General features: G+C 66.5%; 17 protein-coding genes. 11 read left to right on the top strand and 6 right to left on the bottom strand.

Annotated features, from left to right (window positions below; all coding sequences use genetic code 11):
• Positions 1-302 precede the first annotated feature (302 nt).
• A complete protein-coding gene (locus GGR17_RS05015; protein ID WP_054537838.1) occupies positions 303-887 on the top strand; it encodes a response regulator in 585 nt (194 codons plus the stop codon).
• A 125-nt stretch (positions 888-1,012) separates the two neighbouring features.
• Here the strand turns inward: GGR17_RS05015 and GGR17_RS05010 are convergent, their stop codons facing one another.
• Genes GGR17_RS05010 through GGR17_RS05000 form a run of 3 tightly spaced genes read right to left on the bottom strand, consistent with a single transcriptional unit; the run spans position 1,013 to position 3,319 of the window.
• Positions 1,013-1,285 (bottom strand): hypothetical protein, encoded by a 273-nt coding sequence (locus GGR17_RS05010; RefSeq protein WP_054537839.1) that lies wholly within the window; start codon positions 1,283-1,285, stop codon positions 1,013-1,015.
• Position 1,286: 1 nt separating this feature from the next.
• Entirely contained in the window at positions 1,287-2,339 is a 1,053-nt protein-coding gene (locus tag GGR17_RS05005; protein ID WP_054537840.1) for a Gfo/Idh/MocA family protein, read from the bottom strand.
• A complete protein-coding gene (locus tag GGR17_RS05000; RefSeq protein WP_054537841.1) occupies positions 2,336-3,319 on the bottom strand; it encodes an MDR/zinc-dependent alcohol dehydrogenase-like family protein in 984 nt (327 codons plus the stop codon). Before GGR17_RS05000 ends, GGR17_RS05005 begins: the two co-directional genes overlap by 4 nt.
• Positions 3,320-3,578: 259 nt before the next feature.
• On the opposite strand from GGR17_RS05000, the gene GGR17_RS04995 reads away from it, so the two are divergent.
• The 9 genes from GGR17_RS04995 to GGR17_RS04955 are packed head-to-tail and all read left to right on the top strand — an operon-like array spanning position 3,579 to position 13,379.
• Positions 3,579-4,694 (top strand): NAD-dependent epimerase/dehydratase family protein, encoded by a 1,116-nt coding sequence (locus GGR17_RS04995; RefSeq protein WP_054537842.1) that lies wholly within the window; start codon positions 3,579-3,581, stop codon positions 4,692-4,694.
• The gene (locus tag GGR17_RS04990) at positions 4,691-6,676 is read left to right on the top strand and encodes an NAD-dependent epimerase/dehydratase family protein (RefSeq protein WP_054537843.1); all 1,986 of its coding nucleotides are present in this window, start codon (positions 4,691-4,693) and stop codon (positions 6,674-6,676) included. The genes GGR17_RS04995 and GGR17_RS04990 overlap by 4 nt, the downstream gene beginning before the upstream one ends.
• A complete protein-coding gene (locus tag GGR17_RS04985; RefSeq protein ID WP_054537844.1) occupies positions 6,673-7,755 on the top strand; it encodes a glycosyltransferase in 1,083 nt (360 codons plus the stop codon). Before GGR17_RS04990 ends, GGR17_RS04985 begins: the two co-directional genes overlap by 4 nt.
• Positions 7,752-8,858 (top strand): CgeB family protein, encoded by a 1,107-nt coding sequence (locus GGR17_RS04980; protein ID WP_054537845.1) that lies wholly within the window; start codon positions 7,752-7,754, stop codon positions 8,856-8,858. Before GGR17_RS04985 ends, GGR17_RS04980 begins: the two co-directional genes overlap by 4 nt.
• Positions 8,858-9,946 (top strand): CgeB family protein, encoded by a 1,089-nt coding sequence (locus GGR17_RS04975; protein ID WP_054537846.1) that lies wholly within the window; start codon positions 8,858-8,860, stop codon positions 9,944-9,946. The genes GGR17_RS04980 and GGR17_RS04975 overlap by 1 nt, the downstream gene beginning before the upstream one ends.
• Complete coding sequence (locus tag GGR17_RS04970) at positions 9,943-11,025, top strand: CgeB family protein (RefSeq protein WP_054537847.1); 1,083 nt, start codon at positions 9,943-9,945, stop codon at positions 11,023-11,025. The genes GGR17_RS04975 and GGR17_RS04970 overlap by 4 nt, the downstream gene beginning before the upstream one ends.
• Positions 11,022-12,020: a UDP-glucuronic acid decarboxylase family protein gene (locus GGR17_RS04965; protein WP_054537848.1), complete on the top strand. Its 999-nt coding sequence runs from the start codon at positions 11,022-11,024 to the stop codon at positions 12,018-12,020. Before GGR17_RS04970 ends, GGR17_RS04965 begins: the two co-directional genes overlap by 4 nt.
• Positions 12,017-12,754 (top strand): TIGR04290 family methyltransferase, encoded by a 738-nt coding sequence (locus GGR17_RS04960; protein ID WP_054537849.1) that lies wholly within the window; start codon positions 12,017-12,019, stop codon positions 12,752-12,754. Before GGR17_RS04965 ends, GGR17_RS04960 begins: the two co-directional genes overlap by 4 nt.
• Positions 12,755-12,764: 10 nt before the next feature.
• Positions 12,765-13,379 (top strand): hypothetical protein, encoded by a 615-nt coding sequence (locus GGR17_RS04955; RefSeq protein WP_054537850.1) that lies wholly within the window; start codon positions 12,765-12,767, stop codon positions 13,377-13,379.
• 404 nt (positions 13,380-13,783) lie between these two features.
• Here the strand turns inward: GGR17_RS04955 and GGR17_RS04950 are convergent, their stop codons facing one another.
• The gene (locus tag GGR17_RS04950; RefSeq protein ID WP_054537852.1) at positions 13,784-14,002 is read right to left on the bottom strand and encodes a hypothetical protein; all 219 of its coding nucleotides are present in this window, start codon (positions 14,000-14,002) and stop codon (positions 13,784-13,786) included.
• A 775-nt stretch (positions 14,003-14,777) separates the two neighbouring features.
• Positions 14,778-16,151 (bottom strand): 30S ribosomal protein S12 methylthiotransferase RimO, encoded by a 1,374-nt coding sequence (gene rimO / locus GGR17_RS04945; RefSeq protein ID WP_054537853.1) that lies wholly within the window; start codon positions 16,149-16,151, stop codon positions 14,778-14,780.
• 212 nt (positions 16,152-16,363) lie between these two features.
• Between rimO and GGR17_RS04940 the strand changes: the two genes are divergently transcribed.
• Positions 16,364-18,331: an AsmA family protein gene (locus GGR17_RS04940; protein ID WP_162231802.1), complete on the top strand. Its 1,968-nt coding sequence runs from the start codon at positions 16,364-16,366 to the stop codon at positions 18,329-18,331.
• Positions 18,332-18,412: 81 nt separating this feature from the next.
• On the opposite strand, the gene GGR17_RS04935 is transcribed toward GGR17_RS04940, so the two are convergent.
• On the bottom strand, positions 18,413-19,003 hold the full coding sequence (locus GGR17_RS04935) for a GcrA family cell cycle regulator (RefSeq protein ID WP_054540288.1): 591 nt from the start codon (positions 19,001-19,003) through the stop codon (positions 18,413-18,415).
• Between the last annotated feature and the right edge of the window lie 225 nt (positions 19,004-19,228).

Raw genomic sequence — 19,228 nt, 5'->3', positions numbered from 1 at the left:
TCCATGGCGGCCCCGCACCGCTGCCGAATGCAGACTGGCAGGGCCACCGTTCGTCAATCTGTAACGCCGATCGGCCATTCTCTCCAGCCTTCGCGTATTCCATGTGATCGTGCGTTGCCTACTGGCCAGGGCCGCTTTCGTCCTGATTGCACTGGCCGGCCATTTCATCGTGGCCTTGAAACCCTGGCGCAATCAGTGCTGAAACCCCAACAGTCGCGCTCCGCAAATGTTCCCGGTGACGTGCGGAACCATCACTGGTTCAGAAACGTTTTGTTCCCGAAGCGAAACAATGGATAAGGGTCATGCAGCAGAATGTCCGTCGCGTTCTCGTGGTCGAGGATGATTATTTGCAGGCTCAGGACATCAGTCACTTTGTGCGCGGCACAGGTGGCCATGTTCTCGGACCGGTGCCTTCTCTGCAGCGCGGGTTCGATTTCGCCGACAAGGCCGATGCCGCCGTGCTGGACATCGATCTTAGCGGACAGAAGGTCTTTCCGCTCGCGGATTTGCTCATGTCGCGGAACGTGCCGATCGTGTTCTACAGCGGCCTCCCGGCCGAGGTGAACCTTCCCAGGCGCTTCTGGCGGGTTCCGATCGTCCGAAAGCCGGTAGTGAACCTGTCCGATGCCGCCATCATCACGATGTCCAATTTTAGTGGCGGCTCGGAAGACGATCTGTTGGTGATCCTGCCGAAGTTACGTCTTGCCGCGCGATTGATATACAATGACCCTGTGGTCGCCGACCGCCTCGTGGAGCGGCTCCTCGAGGACGCGATCGCGTATCTCAAGTCGGGTGGTGACATGTCGGGCGGGGACGTCAAAGTCCGGTGGCTGATGGACCGCCTGCGCCGGATCGTTTCTGATGGCGGCCGCGATTTGCTCAACTGACCTCTCCCCGACATAGCCATCACTTTTCGCCCCTGAACATTTCTCCGGACGACGGGGGGACTTGGCCCCCTGTCGCCGCCGGCACGAAGCACTGGTCTTGGGCAGCGTCGCCAAGGCCGGGAAGATCACGCGCCCGTGTCACGGTCCACGAATTTGTTGAACCGGCTAGGCTGACCGCCTTCGGTCTTATTCAGATGCAGAAAGGCCAGCTTGCGGTCCTCGAAGACGGTGAAGAATTCGCCCCATTCGATGGTCTTGAGACCGTCGTCGGGCGGGTGGAAATCGATCCGCAGCACGCCGCCGTCACCCGTCCCGGCGACACGGGTGGGATGGCCGCCGCGCGATTCCGTCCATTTGCGGATGACATCATGATCCGTCGTGATTTCTGCTTCGCTCATGTCATTTCATTTCTTTGGTGACACTCGGACTCTCGGGTTCAGGAAAACCGGCGCGGGCGTAGATCGCGTCCAGGGTTCGCGCGACGGTCACAAGCTGCGCGCACTCTGCGTCGAACCCCTCTCCGTGCGCCAGGCGGGAGAGCCAGTCCACAGCCGCGCGTCCGCCCCAGTCGTCGGGCGGGGCGGACAGAAGCCGCGTCTCGCAGCCGTCGTGGCGCCAGGCCTCGAAGTTGAAGAAGGACCCGCCCCTGTTCACGATCGAGACGCCGCCCTTCGTTCCGAAGAAATCCAGGCGCAGCACGCAGTCGCAGCCCGCAGGAAGGTTCCACGAACAGGCCAGCCGGATAGGCACCCCCGTCGCGGTGTCCAACGTGGCGAAGGCGAGATCCTCGACCGCCTCGCCTGCAGGATCCAGCGGCCGACCGGCTGCCTTCAAAGCTGCCGCCGTGCATTCGACCTGGGGCCAGTCGAGAAGCCAGAGCGCGAGATCCACCAGATGCACGCCCAAATCGATCAGGCATCCGCCCCCCGACAGCGCCCGGTTGCGGAACCAGGGTTTGTCGGGGCCGTAGGCGTTGTGGAAGGTCAGATCCACCGCGCAGATCTCTCCCATCCCGCCCGAGGCGATTTCCGCCGCGATGGCACGCACCGCCGCCGTGTGGCGATAGGACATGTCGGTGGCTAGCAACCGGTCCGCCGCCCTTGCGGCGGCGACGACGGCGGCCGTTTCTCCGGCATTCCGGCCAAGCGGCTTCTGGCAGAACACGGAGGCGCCCGCTTCCAGCGCCTGGATCGCCTGTTGCGCATGCAGCGCCGAGGGGGTCGCGATGACCACTCCGTCCGGCTGCAGGGCAAGAATTTCCTCAAGCGAATCCGTGCGCGTGGCGGTGGCCGCCAACGTGTCGCTCTCGGCCACCGCTTGCGGATCAAGATCGGCATAGGCGACGATCTCGCCCATGTCGGTGGCGGCCATGGCCTCCATCCGGTTGCGGCCGATCCAGCCGAGACCGAGGAATCCGAGCCGGGGGCGGGAACGAACCACATCGTCCCTCATGGCATCACCACGACGGCCTTGACGAAGCCCTTCGGCTTGTCGCGGGTTTCGTTCAACGCCTCGGCCAGGTTGTCGAGCGGGTGGTGGTGCGTCAACAGAGGTTCGGGGGCCAGTACGCCTTCCTTCACCAGTTCCATCGCCTCCCGCATCGCGGCGAGGTTGGTGGCCCGGTCGCGGACGTGGGCGTTGACGATGTCGAAGGCCTTCCAGTTCCACAGCTGCATGTTCACCTGGCGCGGCCCGTCCTGATGATAGCCCGCGATGACCAGCCGCCCCTCTTCGCGCAGCGTCTCGGCCGCGAGGTCGAGCGGCCACTGGTATCCCGTGCATTCGATGGCAATGTCGCAGCCGGCGCCGCCCGTCAGTTCATCCAGTCGGCCGAGGATCGCGTGGTGGTCATCCATCCCGACGGTGTCGCCGGCGCCCATCTTCCGGGCGAGTTCCAGGCTTTCCTCGCGGCGGGAGATCGCGATGACCCTGGCGCCCGCGCGGCTGGCCAGGCGGATGAGCACGGCGCCCAAGAAACCTATCCCGATGATCGCGACGGTATCTCCGGTGTCGATGCGGGCGGCACGGAAGATCGATACGGCGCAGCCGAGCGGTTCCGCCGGGATCGGCCGCTCGCCCAGTTCGGGGGGCACCGGCAGGGCGGCATCCTCCCGCACGGTTTCGTGGCTGGCGAAGCCGCGCGTGCCGAAGACCGCAACCCGCTCTCCAAGCCGCTCAGGCGGCACGCCGGTGCCGGTCGCTTCGACATGACCCCAGGCTTCGTGCCCCAGGTCGCCGGGCGGCAGCGGGAAGTCCATCCACTCCGGTCCCGCCCATGGCCCCAGGTTGGAGGCGCAGACACCGCAGCCTTCGATCTTGATCCGGACCTCGCCCGGCCCCGGCTCGGGCAGCGGAAGGTTCTTCAGTTCCGCCTCTCCAGCCCGTGTGATCTGCGCTGCGACCATCCGTGTCTGCAAACTGGCTCCGTCCATGGTTCCTACCTTCCGAATTTCTGGCTTACGAAGCGGACGAACAGGATCATCCCCGAAATGTTCCAAGCCAAGGCGCCGACATTCGGTCGAAGACCGGGGGCATGTCCCGAACCACTTCGTTTCCCACAGCGGAAGTCATTGAAGTCTCTGCACAAGAAGCTCCGGCCGGGTCGCGCTACGGCTATGTCACGGATTGTGCGGGAACATTCTGCGCCACCTCCTGTTCAGACCCTCGTTGATGCCCGGAAGGAGACCCACCATGAGCACTGTCCTGATCACCGGAGGCTGCGGCTTCATCGGCCGCCACGTCGCCGCGGAGCTGATCCGCGAAGGCCATGCCGTCAGACTGTATGACGCGATGATCGAGCAGGTCCACGGCGAGGCCGGGGCCGACCCGGTGGCGGATGTCCCGCCCGAGGCAGCGGTCATTCGCGGCGACATGCGTGATCAGCCGAAGCTGGCAGAGGCGCTAAGGGGATGCGACGCGGTGATCCACCTGGCCGCCGAGGTCGGCGTCGGCCAGTCCATGTACGAGATCGTCCGCTATGTCGGCGCCAATGATGTTGGCACCGCCGTGCTGCTGGAAGCCATCGCGGCGCATCCGGTCCAGCGCCTGGTCGTCGCGTCCTCCATGAGCATCTATGGCGAGGGCTACTACGTGCTGCCCAGTGGGGAGCTGTTCGACGGAGCGCGGCGGCGGCAGGTCAATCTGCACGAAGGCCTGTGGGAACCACGCGGTCCGGGCGGCGAGGCCCTGGCCGCTGTTGCGACGGATGAGACGAAACGACCCGACCTCGCCTCGATCTACGCCCTGACGAAATTCCAGCAGGAGCAGGCGGCGCTTATCTTCGGTGCGGCCTACGAGGTGCCGACAGTGGCGCTGCGGCTGTTCAACGTCTTTGGCGCAGGGCAGGCGCTGTCCAACCCCTATACCGGTGTACTGGCCAATTTCGCCGCGCGGCTGGCCAACGGTGAGCGGCCGACGATTTTCGAGGACGGGCAACAAAAGCGCGACTTCGTGCATGTCCACGACGTGGCCCGTGCCTTCCGGCTGGCGCTGGAATCCGAGGTCGCGGGAGAGGTCTTCAACATCGGCTCAGGCAATGCCTACTCGATCGAAGAGATCGCGAGCCTGCTGGCCGAGGCGATGGAGCGGCCTGATCTGCAGCCCGAGATCCTCGGCCGGTTCCGCGCGGGCGATATCCGCAACTGCTTTGCCGACATCGGGCGCGCCCGTGAAATGCTGGGCTTTGCGCCGGAGTTCCGTCTGGAAGAGTCCCTCGGGCCCTTCGTGGACTGGGTGCGGCAGTCCCCTGCGATGGATCGCGGTGGCCAGATGCGCAACGAACTCGAAGTCAGGGGACTGGTATCATGAGCCGCTTCGGCTTCGTCGAATGGTTTCGCCCGGGCGACCGGGAGAGGGTGGAGGCGGTGCTGCCGATGCTGGAGGAAACCGGTGCCTCGTGGCTGCGCACGCATCTGTCCTGGGCCGATTACCACGCGCCTGGCGGGCCCGAATGGTACGACTGGCTGATCCCGCGCCTGTCGCGCAACCTCGAGCTGGTGCCCTGTGTCCACTACACGCCACCGTCGCTGTCGCGCACGGGGCGCACGTCGGGCGCGCCGAAGGTTCTGAAGGACCTGCCGGATTTCTGCGACACCGTGATGAGCCGCTATGGCGCGCATTTCGAGCACCTGGAGTTGTGGAACGAGCCCAACAACCTGCTGGATTACGACTGGCGCGAGGACCCGGGGTTCGAGCTGTTCTGCGAAATGATCGACATGGCTGCCTACTGGATCCGGGAACGCGGCTGGAAACCGGTGCTGGGCGGGCCCTGTCCGTTCGATCCCTATTGGCTGGACCTGATGGGCCAGCGCGGGATCCTGTCCTACATGCACGCGGTCGGATTTCACGGCTTTCCAGGAACCTGGGACAGCGAAGAGGGATCCTGGACCGGCTGGGACATGCATCTGGGAGAAATGCGCGCAATCCTCGACAGGCATAACCGGGACGCGGAGATCTGGATCACGGAGACCGGCTATTCGACCTGGCGTCGCGACGAGATGGAGCAGGTACGGCGTTTCATGCAGGCGCTCGACGCGCCCGCCGCGCGGATCTTCTGGTACGGCTGGCAGGATCTCCAGCCCGACGTGGCGGTGCAGGAAGGCCTGTGGTTCGATCCCCGGCACTATCATCTGGGCGCGATCACCGCCGACGGACAGCCCAAGCTGCTGGCACGCATGCTGGCCGAGGGCGGGGTCGCGCGGCTGCGCGAGGTCACCCGGCTGTCCTTTCCGGCACTGGCCGGTGGCAAACGGCCCGTGGTGGTGACCGGCGGCGCGGGTTTCATCGGGTCCAATCTCAGCGAAAGTCTCCTTGCGGACGGACAGGAGGTCCTGGTGCTCGACAACCTCTCGCGACCGGGTGTGGAGGAGAACCTCGGCTGGCTCAGCGCCCATTTCGGGGCCCGGGTCCATCCCGCGCCGTTCGACCTGCGCGATACGCAGGCATTGAACAGCGCTGTCCGGGACGCCGCAGCGGTTTTCCATCTGGCGGCGCAGACCGCCGTGACCACCAGCCTCGACACCCCGGTCGAGGATTTCGAGGTGAACGCGCGCGGGACCCTGAATGTGCTGGAGGCCGTGCGCGCCTCGGGACGCGAGATACCTTTGGTCTTCGCCTCGACGAACAAGGTTTACGGGGCCCTCGCCGACATCGACCTGCATGAAACGGCGGAGTGCGTGGTGCCCGCCGATGCCGCGCAAGGCCGGGGCGTGACCGAATGTCGTCCGCTCGATTTCTGCACCCCCTATGGCTGTTCCAAGGGCGTGGCGGACCAGTACGTGATGGATTACGCGCATAGCTACGGGCTGAAGGCCGCGGTGCTGCGGATGTCCTGCATCTACGGTCCGCGCCAGTTCGGTACTGAAGACCAGGGATGGCTCGCGCATTTCCTGATCTCGGCGCTGCGCGGCGATCCCCTGACGATCTACGGTTCCGGCCGACAGGTCCGCGACGTCTGCGAAGTCTCGGACGCCGTGGCTGCCTATCGCATGGTGCACGACCGCATCGATGCGCTGTCGGGCCGGGCGTTCAACCTCGGCGGCGGTCCCGCCAATGCGATCAGCTTGCGACAGGCCCTGGCAGAGATCACCCGCGTCACCGGCGTGACACCCGAGGTCGTCTACCGGGACTGGCGGCAGGGCGATCAGCCCTGGTTTGTCGCCGACACCGCCGCTCTGACAGCGGCGACAGGCTGGCGGGCGCGGACCGACTGGCGCCAAGGCATCGCGCGACTGGCGGGCTGGCTGGCCGAACACCGCGTCCACCCGGAACCCGAAAGGATCCTCGCATGAGCCTGAACATTCTCGTGACCGTCGACGCCGTCGGCGGGGTCTGGCGCTATGCGGTGGACCTGGCCGCCGCCCTGGCAACCGAGGGATACGGCATCGCCTTTGCCGGGTTCGGACCCGAACCCGACGCTGCGCAACGCGCTGAGGCGCGGTCGATCGGCACGCTCGACTGGAGCGACGCCCCGCTCGACTGGATGGCCACAGGACCACAGGATCTGGCGAAGGTTGCGAGCTGGCTCATGTCGGTGGCGCACAAGAGGCGGACGGACCTGATGCATTTTAACCAGCCCGCCCTGGCTGCGGGATTGCGCGGCGGACCGCCGAGGCTCGGGGTGACGCATTCCTGCCTCGCCACGTGGTTCCAGGTCATGGAAAACGGTTGCGTGCCCGACCGCCTGTCCTGGCAGGTGGACATGACCCGAGCGGGATTGCGCAACCTGGACCGGATCGCCGCGCCCTCGGCCGCCCATGCCGCCCTGACGGAGCGGGTGTACGACCTGCATGGGATCGTCGCCGTTCCGAATGCTGGACGGTCGCCGCTGATCGCCCCGGACGAAGGAGACGGAAGCGTCATCGCGGTGGCGCGCTGGTGGGACCGGGCCAAGAACGGGGCGGTGTTGCACCGTGCGGCGTTGCTGAGCGGTGCGACGGTGACAATGATCGGCGATGCCGAGGGGCCGAACGGCCAGCGCTTTGAGCCGAACTGCGCCCCGGCGCCGACTGCGCAGCCCCATGACGCCACATTGCAACGCATCGCCCGGAGCAGCCTGTTCGTCTCGCCCTCCTTGTACGAACCCTTCGGTCTCGCCGCGCTCGAGGCCGCGCGGGCGGGGCGTCCCTTGCTCCTAGCGGACATCCCCGTCTACCGCGAGATCTGGGGCGAGGCCGCGCGCTTTTTCAACCCGCACGACCCGGCCGAACTGGCGCGGGCGATGACGAACCTGCTGGATGATCCCGCGACACGGCTGGCCCTTGGCCGGGCGGCCCAGGACCGGGCGCTGCGCTATTCGATGGACGAACAGGTGCAAAAGACGACCGCGCTCTACGCGGGCATCATCGCGGACGCGCAGGTGACATCATGAAATTCACGTTCTTCACTCACTCGCTGGTTTCAGACTGGAACCACGGCAACGCGCATTTCCTGCGCGGTGTGATGCGGGCGCTTCAGGCTGCGGGGCACGAATGCCTTGCCCTCGAACCTGCCGATGGCTGGTCACGCAGTAACCTGATCGCCGACCGGGGCGAGGCCGCCCTACGCGCCTTTCACGCCACCTTTCCCGATCTGCGCAGCGAAAGTTACGGCGGTCTGGACGAAGTGGCGGAGGTGCTGGAGAAGAGCGATGTCGTTGTCGTTCACGAATGGACCGACCCGCAGGTCGTGGCGGATCTGGGACGAATGCGGGCCCGTGGGGCGCCGTTCCGCCTTTTGTTCCACGACACGCATCATCGCGCCGTGTCGGCGGGAGAGGAGCTTCGCACGCTCGACCTGTCGGCCTATGACGGCGTGCTGGCTTTCGGCGAGACCTTGCGCCAACGCTACTTGGCCGAAGGCTGGGGAAGCCGCGTCTTTACCTGGCACGAGGCCGCGGACGACACCGTGTTCCGCCCGCTTCCCGAGATCGCGCCGGAGCGCGACCTGATCTGGGTCGGAAACTGGGGCGACGGCGAACGCTCGGCGGAGCTGCACGAATTACTCGTGCGTCCGGTGGCCGAACTGAACCTGTCGGCGACCGTGCACGGGGTGAGATATCCGGAGGACGCGCGGCGGGCCCTGTCTGCGGCGGGCATCGACTATGCGGGATCCATCGCGAACGCGGACGTTCCCGAGGCCTTCGCCCGTCACCGCGTGACGGTCCACATACCCCGCCGACCCTACGTAGAGGCGCTGTCCGGCATTCCCACCATCCGCCCCTTCGAGGCGATGGCCTGCGGCATCCCGCTGGTCTGTGCCCCGTGGGAAGACTCAGAGGGGCTGTTCCGTCCCGGGACGGACTATCTGATCGCCGCGAACGGAGAGGACATGAAGTGCCGCTTGCGGGACATCCTTGCCGACCGCGCCCTGGCGCAAAACCTTGCCGCCTGCGGACTGGAAACGATCCGCGCCCGCCATACCTGCCGCCACCGCGCGGCAGAACTTCTGGCAATCCTCGACACGATCGGAACCCGCACCAGGGAGACTGCCTGATGACCACAATCGCCTTCTACGGATCAAGCCTGCTGTCGTCCTATTGGAACGGCGCCGCGACATACTACCGGGGCATCATCCGTGCTCTGGCCGCGCATGGCTGCGAAACGACCTTTTACGAACCCGACGTGTGGGACCGGCAGAAGCACCGAGACATGGATCCGCCGGACTGGAGCCGCGTCGTCATCTGGGAGGGCACGCCCCAGGGGCTGCGCCGGGCGGCGGAGGGGGCCGCGCGGACCGATGTGGTCGTTGTCGCCTCGGGCATCGGATACGAGGATGACGCGTTGCGCCGCGCGGTGCTGGACCGGGCCGCGCCTGATGCGCTGCGGGTGTGGTGGGATGTCGACGCCCCGGCCACGCTGGCCGCCATGCGGGCCGATCCGTCGCATCCGCTGCGCCGGGATCTGCCGGACTTCGAAACCGTTCTGACCTACGGCGGCGGGCAGCCGGTGATCGATGCCTACCGCGCGCTTGGCGCAAGGGATTGCGTCCCGATCTACAACGCGCTCGACCCCGCGACACACTTCCCTGTGCCGCCCGACCCGCGCTTCGCCGCCGAGCTGGGGTTTCTTGGCAATCGCCTGCCGGACCGGGAAGCGCGCGTGGCGGAGTTCTTCCTTTCGCCTGCGCGGGCGAGGCCGGACCGGCACTTCATACTTGGCGGATCGGGGTGGAACGGATCCGAGCTGCCGCCGAACGTCCACGCCATAGGCCACGTCGGCACGGACGATCACAACGCCTTCAACGTGACGCCCCGCGCCGTGCTGAACATCGCGCGCGACAGCATGGCCGAAACCGGCTTTTCCCCGGCGACGCGGATCTTTGAGGCCGCGGGCGCGGGGGCCTGCCTGATCACCGACGCCTGGGAAGGGATCGAGCTGTTCCTCGCCCCCGGCCGCGAGGTGCTGGTCGCCCGCGACGGAGCCGACGTCACGGACATCCTGCGCGACCTCACGGCCGAGGACGCGCAACGGATCGGAGAGGCCGCACGGCAGCGGGTCCTCTCCGCGCATGCCTACGGAAACCGTGCGGAGGAGGTCACCGCCCTCTTCGCCAGACTCGCGCAAAGGGAGCTTCAGCCATGAGTGCACCGCTCGACATCGTGATCTTCGGCCTGTCCCTGTCTTCGTCCTGGGGGAACGGACACGCAACCACCTACCGCGCCCTTCTGCGCGGGCTTGCGGCAGGAGGCCACAGGGTTCTGTTCCTGGAGCGGGACGTGCCGTGGTATGCCTCGAACCGCGACCTGCCCGAACCGGATTTCTGCGACTTCGCGCTCTATGACGGCCTCGACGACCTGGACCGCTGGCAGGACCGGATCGCGCGGGCCGATGCGGTCATAATCGGGTCGTACGTGCCGGATTCCGTGGCGCTGCTCGACCGGCTGGCGGAATCGGTGCGTGGCCGGCTGGTCTACTACGATATCGACACGCCGGTGACGCTGGCGGCTCTGGAGTCCGACGGTGCAGAATACATCAGGCGCCGGCAGCTGCCGCTGATCGATCTCTACCTGTCCTTCGCCGGCGGCGCTGCGCTGGACCGGCTGCGAGATCTGGGCGCACGTAAGGTGGCGCCGCTCTACTGTTCGGTCGATCCCGAACGTTACCGCCCGGAGGACGTCGAAGAGAAGTGGGACCTCGGGTATCTGGGCACATACAGCCCTGACCGGCAGCCGGGTCTGGAAGAGCTTCTGATCGAACCCGCACGGCGTCTGCCGGAATGCCGTTTCGTGGTCGCCGGGTCGCAGTTTCCCGATGATGTGGACTGGCCGTTCAACGTCGAGCGGCTGGAACATGTCGCGCCACCGGATCACGCCGCCTTCTACAACGCGCAGCGGTTCACGCTGAACCTCACGCGCTCGGCCATGCGCAAGATCGGCCATTCGCCCTCGGTGCGGCTGTTCGAGGCCGCGGCCTGTGGCACCGCGATCATCTCGGACCCCTGGCCGGGGATCGAGGAGGTGCTGGTACCCGAAAAGGCGATCCTTCTGGCGGATCGGACCGAGACGGTCGTGACGGCGCTGTCGATGTCCGAAAGCAGAAGGAAGGCGCTGGCGAAAGCCGCCCGGGACAGTGTTCTGGCCGATCATACCGGTCAGGCGCGGGCGCGCTATCTCGCGTCGCAACTCGGGGCACTGCCCGCCACGTCGGGGGTGCCGGCATGACCTTGGTCCGCATTCCCCTTACGGCCCTTGTCGCGGGCGGGGCCGGGTTCGTCGGCTCGCATCTCTGCGACGCCCTGCTGGCGCGTGGCATACGTGTTGTCTGCGTCGACAACTTCCATACCGGTCGGCGCAGCAACGTTGCGCCACTGGAGAACGACCACAACTTTCGGCTGGTCGAGGCCGACGTCGCCACCGATCCGCTGCCGGAGGAGCCTGTCGACTGGATCTTCAATCTCGCCTCTCCGGCCTCGCCGCCGCATTACCAGGCCGATCCGGTCCGCACGATGATGACCAACGTGGTGGGCACGCGCAACCTGCTTGCCCTGGCCGCGCAGTCGGGCGCGCGGTACCTCCAAGCCTCCACCAGCGAGGTTTACGGCGACCCCGAACTGCACCCGCAGCGCGAGGATTACTGGGGTCACGTCAACCCGATCGGCATCCGTGCCTGCTATGACGAGGGCAAGCGGGCGGCGGAGTCGCTGTGCTATGACCACCGGCGGGACCTCGGTGTGGATGTCCGCGTCGCGCGGATATTCAATACCTATGGCCCCAGGATGCGGTCCGATGACGGGCGGATCGTATCGAATTTCCTGGTCCAGGCGCTGGAGGGCAGGGACCTCACCGTCTATGGCGACGGCAGCCAGACGCGCAGTTTCTGCTACGTGAGTGATCTGGTGCGCGGGCTGATCGCCCTGGCGGCGGTGGAGGCGACCCCGGCAGGTCCCGTCAATCTTGGAAATCCGGCCGAGATCTCGGTCCTCGACCTGGCGCGGCTGATTCTGCGGGCCATCCCCTCGTCATCGGAGATCGTGTTCCATCCGCTGCCCTCGGACGATCCCAGACGTCGCCAGCCCGACATCGGCCTGGCGCGCGACCTTCTGGGCTGGGAGCCCAGGGTGCCGTTCCATGAGGGCCTTGCCAGCACAGCGGCATGGTTCGCAATCCCCGAGCATCGCAGCGTCGCCGGAGACGACGTGGCAAGAGCGGCGGAATGACGGATCTGGGCACCCGCATCAGGGACCTGCAACCCTGGTTCCACAATCTCCGTCTGGGCGGGATCGAAACCGCGCCGGACCATCCGCTCGGGGACTACCCTTCGTTCAAATGGCAGGGTTTCCGCCATATCGTGCCCGATGACCTGACAGGCCGCACGGTGCTCGACATCGGCTGCAATGCCGGGTTCTATGCGATCGAGATGGCCCGGCGCGGCGCAGCGCGCGTGGTCGGGATCGACAGCGACCCGCGCTACTTGGCGCAGGCAGAGCTGGCGGCAAGGACAGAAGGGGTCGAGATCGACCTGCGCCAGATGTCCGTCTACGACGTCGCGGAGCTTGGTGAACGCTTTGACATGGTGATCTTCATGGGCGTCTTCTACCACCTCCGACACCCGCTGCTGGCGCTCGATCTGTTGTGGGAACACGCTGCGGGCGACATCATGCTGTTCCAGTCGATGCAGCGGGGCAGCGACGCCGTGGCCAAACCTGCCCCGGACTACGCCTTCGAGGATGAAACACCGTTCGACCGCAACGACTGGCCCAGGCTGCATTTCATCGAACATCGCTACGCGCAGGACCCGACCAACTGGTTCGTTCCGAACCAAGCGGCGAGCGAGGCGATGCTGCGCAGTGCGGGGTTTCAAATCGAGGCGCATCCCGAGCCCGAGGTCTATCTCTGCCGTCGCGGTCCCCGGCCAGAGGCGGTCGATCCACCCCCATGCGGCGGACGCTGACGGGGTCGGCATGGCACTCCTGAGCTGGATACAGCAGTATATGGATCTTCTGAACCTGGTACTCAATGCACTGATGCTGCTTGTCTGGGTCGTCTACCTGCACCTGATCCTGATGGGGTTCCTGCGGCAGAGGCAGTGCATTCTGCATCTCGATCTGGGGGCCGCGACGGACGAGAACGCCCGCTGCATCGTCACCAACATGGGGTCCGAGCCGGTATATCTGGCGGCGGTGGTCATCGATCTGTCCTTCGAGAACCGGCAGGAGCGCTATGTCATCACCGACCGGAGCGAGATGCCCCTGGACCAGGCCGACCGCCCGCTCGAGCGGACGATCAAGGGCCCGCTGGCAGGCGGCGAGGCGCTTGACCTGGGTAGCTTCCGTGACCTCGTGGGCCGCAGCGTCGCGACGAAGGCCATCGACGAGACGATGGAAGCCCTGACGGCGGTCACCGTGACGGCCGTTGCGGTATCGAACCACGCGCAATCCCTGACAGGTGGCTACAAGCGGTTCGACGTGTACTGGGATGGTCATATCCGCATGTTCCGGCCCAACAGCGTGATCACCTCACAGGTGCGCGGGATCTGGCGACGGCGGGACCTGGCCGGCGCCATCGCCGGGTATTGAACATATCGCTCGAGCGATCATTGCCCGGTGAGCCATGCCCGGTAGCTCTGATTGGCGCGACCACCCAGCCCGAGGCGGTCCCTCAGCCACGTCGCCGCGCAGGATCATGCCGTCCGCCCCTTCTCCATGACCTCCTGCAGGGTGGCCTGTGCATCCGCGTCCTCGCTAAGTAAGGTGCAGGATCGCGGCCCGGGCGCCTTCGCGGGTGAACAGGACAGCAGTCGCGCGCCCGATGCCTGAGTCGCCCCAGTGATCAGCGCCACGCGCCCCTCGAGCCGACCGGACCCCGGGTCGCGGGGGGCGTGGTTGGGCTGCTGCGACATTTCGTGTTAGCGCCCGGGCCCCTGGTCCTGCACAGGGTTGTCCGAAAATTGGGTCATGTCTCAGATCCTTTCATTTGATGGTCACGACAGGGCCACACCCAGACCGATCAGGCTGAGCACCCTGAGGAGCACGGCCAGGACGGCAAAGGATTTGCCGGACGTGGATGAAACGCCTGCAGGCTCCTGCTTGTGCTCGGCGGCAGACGCGCGCGCCGTCTCGCATCGTGCGGCCTGTTCAACCTGCGCCTTGGTCGGTGGTGTGCCGGCCGCTTCCGGAAGCAGGCAGGCGACAACATCCACGTGGTGCGCGCCTTTGAGGACGCCGGCGTCCCCCCGAAAGCGAAGGTGTGAGGGCCATTGTGGACACGGATTGCCACGCATTCCTTGTACGCTGCGGCCAACTGCGCGTCTGGGATAGAATGTGAAACTCGGCCTGACCGTTACCCCCTTTGACGGGGAGACCCCTGCGAGCATCATTTCGCGGATCGCGGCGAGAAACGGGATCGTTCCACCGGGTCTGTGTTCGGATTTGGGGTCGAGGTGGCCTTTTCTTTGCTCCGGATATCCGGAGCAGCTGTCTGGCCTTGCCGGTGTTGCAGGGCGCGGGCTCGCGAAGCTGGAGTGCTGGAACCGGGAAAAGATCGGGATCGGGCGCTACCGGGTCTGGCAGACCCGAAGCAGTACCGGCGTCTTTCGGTGGACTTCGCTGTTACTATACAAAGCGATATTTGCGTGGGTCAGAAATGTCTGACATTTGGGTTGGTATTGCTTGGCAAAGCCTGAGAGGCTACCCAAGATTTTAAGGTTGTTCCGCTCGCCAGAGTCATTTGCGCATGGCATTCGACACCTGGTTCTCAACTGATTTCACGGGCGTTGTCGTCCAGTCAGGTGGCACGCGCACCGAACAACTTCGTTCTTCTGCCATATCGGAAAGCAGGCGCTTTCCAAGGTCTTTAGGGGGGCGACGGTTCTCTTTGAACGAGTCGCTGCGCGCACATCCGGGCGTCGCGCCTGTACGGGCTTGCTTTGGTGTGCGGGCCGTGGCTCGTCTTGCCGGGCAGCCTGGCCATCCGACCTAGCTGCTCAGGCGTCCCCACAAGTCATACTCGCCCGCCTCGTCTACCTCGACACTGACGATATCGCCCGGTTTCAACTCTTCGAACCCTTCGTCGATGAAGAGGTTGCCGTCGATCTCGGGCGCGTCGGCCATGGTGCGGCAGGTGGCGGCCTCGTCGTCCACCTCATCCACGATCACCTGCAGCACCCGGCCGACCTTGGCGGCCAGCCTGGCCTCGGAAATCGCCTGTGCCTTTTCCATGAACCGGTCCCAGCGCTCTTGCTTGACCTCGGGCGCGACGTGATCGGGCAGGGCGTTCGACCGGGCGCCGGCGACATTCTCGTACTGGAAACACCCGACGCGATCCAGTTGGGCCTCGTCCATCCAGTCCAGCAGGGTCTGGAATTCCGCTTCGGTCTCGCCCGGATACCCGACGATGAAGGTCGAGCGCAGGGTGATCTCGGGGCAAACCTCGCGCCATGCGGCGATTTCATCCAGCGTTTTCGCTGCCGCGGCGGGCCGCGCCATGCGTTTCAGTGTGTCGGGGTGGGCATGCTGAAACGGAATGTCCAGATAGGGCAGGATCAGCCCTTCCGCCATCAGCGGGATCAGGTCACGCACATGCGGGTAGGGATAGACGTAGTGCAGTCGCACCCAGGCGCCCAGGCTGCCCAGATCGCGCGCCAGATCGGTGATATGGGCGCGGTGGTCACGCTCGGTGGAATGTTTGATGTCCACGCCATAGGCCGACGTGTCCTGGCTGATCACCAGCAATTCGCGCACACCCGCCTGCACCAGCTTTTCCGCCTCGCGCAGCACGGCATGGGCCGGGCGGCTGGCCAGACGGCCCCGCATGTCGGGGATGATGCAGAACTTGCACTTGTGATTGCAGCCCTCGGAGATCTTCAGATAGCTGTAGTGGCGCGGTGTCAGGCTGACGCCGCTGGCGGGCAGCAGGTCGATGAACGGATCGGGCGATGGCGGCACCGCGCCATGTACCGCGTCCAGCACCTGTTCATATTGATGCGGGCCGGTCACGGCCAGAACCGACGGGTGTGCGCCGGTGATATAGTCGGGCTCTGCCCCCAGACAGCCGGTGACGATGACCCGGCCGTTCTCGGCCAGCGCCTCGCCGATCGCCTCGAGCGATTCCGCCTTGGCCGAATCGAGAAAGCCGCAGGTGTTGACGATCACCGCATCCGCGCCGCTGTAATCGGGCGAGATGGCATAGCCTTCGGCGCGCAGCCTCGTCAGGATGCGTTCGGAATCGACCAGCGCCTTGGGGCAGCCCAGGCTGACCATGCCGACGGTCGGCTGGCCGGGGCGGCGCGTATCGGCCAGGCGCGGCGCGGGGGCAAGGTCGGGGCGAAGGTTCGGCGGGTTGGTGCTCATGCCCGCGCATATATACCCGAAGGCCGCGCCCTTGAAGGGCTATTCCTCGGGGCTTGCTGCGGATCGGGCCTGCGCCGGCCTAGGGGCGGCTCCGATGCCGGGGCTCCGGCGCGGGGCGGAGAATCCTTGCCGGTTCTGGCGGGTTGGCGGCGCGGCGCTTGCCCCGGGCGGCGCGGCCTCCTATTTGTCGGGCAACAACGCGGGGGTGCATGATGCGCTGGCTTTTCCGGATCATTCTTTCGCTCGTGCTTTTGGTGGTGGTGCTTGTCGCGGCGGTGTTTCTGCTGCCGGCCGAGCGGATCGGCGCGCTGGCAGGTGATCAGCTTCGCGCCGCCACCGGGCGCGAGGTCACGCTCGGCGGGCGGCTGCGGCCCTCGCTCTATCCCAATATCGGGGTCTCGACGGGGCCGGTGACTGTCTCCAACGCCGATTGGGCGAGCGGGGCGCCGCTGCTGCAGGCCGAAGGGCTTTCGGTGGGGCTGGATCTTGGTGCGCTGCTGCGTGGCGATGTCGAGATCAAGGAGCTTGGCATCCGCGCGCCCCGCATCACCCTGGAACGCGCGGCGGACGGGCGGGCGAACTGGGTGTTCGACACGCAGGCCAATGCCACGGCGGCCGGGCCGGACGGCACACAGGGGGCGCAGGCCGGACGACGGGCGCTGACCATCGGTCAGGCCACGATCACGGACGGCGCGCTGAGCTTCATCGACCACGGCACCGGCCGGACCCAGAGCGCCGAGGCGGTGGAGGCCACCCTTTCGCTTCCCGCGGTGCAGGGGCCCGCCACGCTGAGCCTCGAGGCCCGTGTCAACGGGCAACCGGTGTCGTTGAACGCCACCGCCGCGGCCGCCGCGCCGTTTCTGGCCGGTGACGACACCGCGCTGACGGCCGAGCTGCGCGCGGGCGGTGCGCGCATCGCCTTTGACGGGCATGGCGGGCAGGCGCCGCTGGCCGCCAGCGGCACGCTCGACGCCGATCTTGCCGACCTTCCGGCGCTGTTTCGGGCCGCAGGGCAGCCCGCACCGGAGCTGCCGGCGGGTGTGGGCAAGATTCTGCGGCTGACGGGGCAGGTGACCTATGCGCCCGAAGGCTCGCTACATCTGCGCCAGGTGGCACTGACGCAGGACAGTAACCGGATCACCGGCGAGGCCGATCTGTTCCTTGACGGCAAACCCCGGCTGAACGGCCAGTTCACTGCCGGCGCGCTGGATCTTGGCGCCTTCCTCACGGCCGGCCCCGCCGGGCGGGGCGGCAAGTCGGGCGGCGGGGGCGGGGCACGTGCGGGCGGCTGGTCCACCGATCCGATCGACGTCAGTGCCCTGTCGGCGCTGGACGCCGAGCTTGCCCTGGCGGCCGACAGCATTGATCTGGGCCGCGTCCGGCTGGGCCACAGCCGCCTCCTTGCCACGCTGAACGACAGGCGGCTGACCGTCGACCTGCGCGAGGTGCGGGCCTATGACGGGCTGGTCACCGGCAACCTCGTGCTGAACGGGCGCGGCGGGGTGTCGGTCGGCGGCGACCTGACGCTGGCGGGCATGGCGATGCAACCCCTGCTGGGCGAGGTGGCCGATTTTCGCAGGCTGCGCACCAGCGCCGACATGCAGCTGACGTTTCTTGGCAGCGGCGCATCGCCCGCCGCGATCATGCAAAGCCTGTCGGGCAGCGGCGCGCTTGCCTTCGGGCAGGGCGCGTTTCTGGGGCTCGATCTGGCGCAGATCCTGCGCAGCCGGACGGTGCCCGGCGCTGGCGCTGGCGCGGATGCGCGGACGATCTTTGACAGTATCACCGGGCAGTTCAGTATCAAGGACGGTGTGCTTGGCAATTCCGACCTGACCTTGCTTGCCCCGCTTCTGACCGCCTCGGGCAAGGGCGTGGTGAACCTCGGCGCGCAGACGCTGGACTATCGGATCGTGCCGGTGGCCCTGCCGGGCGCCGACGGGGCCGGGGGGCTGAGCCTGCCGCTGCACATCAGGGGCCCGTGGTCCGGCCCGCGACTTTCGATCGATCTGGCGGCCATCGCCGAGGGGGAGAAAGAGGAGCGGCTCAAAGAGCTGCGCGAGGATATCGGCAAAGAGCTGGGCGTGGACCCGGCCACCGACGGCAGCCTTGAAGACGCGCTGAAGAAAAAGCTGGGCGACGAGGCGGCACGGGGTCTGCGGAACCTTCTGAAGGGCGATTGAACGGCCTGCCCGTGGCGGGGTGAAAAAAGGCGCCCGCGGTTTCCCGGGGGCGCCTCGTTTCTACATGTGGCTGGCTTGCGTTCAGCGCTTGCGGTCGCGGCGCGAGCTCATTGGCTGAAACGCGACGCCGACATGGGCCTCGCAATAAGGTTTGCCCTGCTGAACCGACAGGCCGCAGAACCAGAAATCCTCGGTCGCCGGATCGCCGATCGGCCATTTGCACGTCCGCTCCGTCAGATCCATCAGGGTCAGCTTCTTGGCCTTCTTCTCGACCTCGCGAACCGAGGCCAGCGCCTCGGGGCTGATCTCATTGGCCGAAGGCTGCGGCGGCAGCGGCTGCCCGGCCGGAATGATCTGGCGCCGCGCCGGGGCGGCGGCGGCGGGAACGACGGAAACCGGCGCGGCGGGTGCCTTCTCTTCGGCCTCGGCTTCGGTTTTCACCTGAGGCTCGGGCTTCGGCGCGGCGGTGGCGGCGGGTTTGGCGAGCTTTTCCTTCGGGGCGGCCTTGGCCGATCCGCCGCCGCCGGTGCGGTTGGAAAGGCCCAGGCGATGCACCTTGCCGATGACCGCATTGCGGGTGACGCCACCCAGCTCTTTCGCGATCTGGCTGGCGGACTGGCCTTCGCCCCACATTTTCTTCAGCGTCTCAACGCGCTCTTCGGTCCAGGACATGTCATTTCCTTGGCTGGCGGTGTCCGGCAGACCCATGGGCCCATTCCAGGCCGGTCACCTTTGAAAATTCTTCAGACCCCATTCTATTCGGGGTGGGCACCGGGATACAAGCCCGGCGCAGACACGCATATCTGGGGGGCGGCGGCGAAATTTCAACCAGTTGCGGTGGCCGCCCCCCGGCTTTTGCGCCCCGCACCGGCGATCACGGGCAAAATTTCCTTCGCC

The sequence above is a fragment of the Actibacterium naphthalenivorans genome (assembly GCF_014196965.1).
Classification (GTDB): Bacteria; Pseudomonadota; Alphaproteobacteria; order Rhodobacterales; family Rhodobacteraceae; genus Actibacterium_A; species Actibacterium_A naphthalenivorans.
The sequence above is the reverse complement of the archived record's forward strand: the minus strand, read 5'-3'. Positions and strand labels throughout refer to the sequence as shown.

Coding starts and splice junctions, on each gene's coding strand:
- rimO (WP_054537853.1), bottom strand. CDS start 16,151: ATGAGCACCAACCCGCCGAACCTTCGCCCCGACCTTGCCCCCGCGCCG.
- GGR17_RS04990 (WP_054537843.1), top strand. CDS start 4,691: ATGAGCCGCTTCGGCTTCGTCGAATGGTTTCGCCCGGGCGACCGGGAG.
- GGR17_RS05010 (WP_054537839.1), bottom strand. CDS start 1,285: ATGAGCGAAGCAGAAATCACGACGGATCATGATGTCATCCGCAAATGG.
- GGR17_RS04935 (WP_054540288.1), bottom strand. CDS start 19,003: ATGTCCTGGACCGAAGAGCGCGTTGAGACGCTGAAGAAAATGTGGGGC.
- GGR17_RS04960 (WP_054537849.1), top strand. CDS start 12,017: ATGACGGATCTGGGCACCCGCATCAGGGACCTGCAACCCTGGTTCCAC.
- GGR17_RS04995 (WP_054537842.1), top strand. CDS start 3,579: ATGAGCACTGTCCTGATCACCGGAGGCTGCGGCTTCATCGGCCGCCAC.
- GGR17_RS05000 (WP_054537841.1), bottom strand. CDS start 3,319: ATGGACGGAGCCAGTTTGCAGACACGGATGGTCGCAGCGCAGATCACA.
- GGR17_RS04970 (WP_054537847.1), top strand. CDS start 9,943: ATGAGTGCACCGCTCGACATCGTGATCTTCGGCCTGTCCCTGTCTTCG.
- GGR17_RS04985 (WP_054537844.1), top strand. CDS start 6,673: ATGAGCCTGAACATTCTCGTGACCGTCGACGCCGTCGGCGGGGTCTGG.
- GGR17_RS05015 (WP_054537838.1), top strand. CDS start 303: ATGCAGCAGAATGTCCGTCGCGTTCTCGTGGTCGAGGATGATTATTTG.
- GGR17_RS04965 (WP_054537848.1), top strand. CDS start 11,022: ATGACCTTGGTCCGCATTCCCCTTACGGCCCTTGTCGCGGGCGGGGCC.
- GGR17_RS04975 (WP_054537846.1), top strand. CDS start 8,858: ATGACCACAATCGCCTTCTACGGATCAAGCCTGCTGTCGTCCTATTGG.
- GGR17_RS04955 (WP_054537850.1), top strand. CDS start 12,765: ATGGCACTCCTGAGCTGGATACAGCAGTATATGGATCTTCTGAACCTG.
- GGR17_RS04940 (WP_162231802.1), top strand. CDS start 16,364: ATGCGCTGGCTTTTCCGGATCATTCTTTCGCTCGTGCTTTTGGTGGTG.
- GGR17_RS05005 (WP_054537840.1), bottom strand. CDS start 2,339: ATGAGGGACGATGTGGTTCGTTCCCGCCCCCGGCTCGGATTCCTCGGT.
- GGR17_RS04980 (WP_054537845.1), top strand. CDS start 7,752: ATGAAATTCACGTTCTTCACTCACTCGCTGGTTTCAGACTGGAACCAC.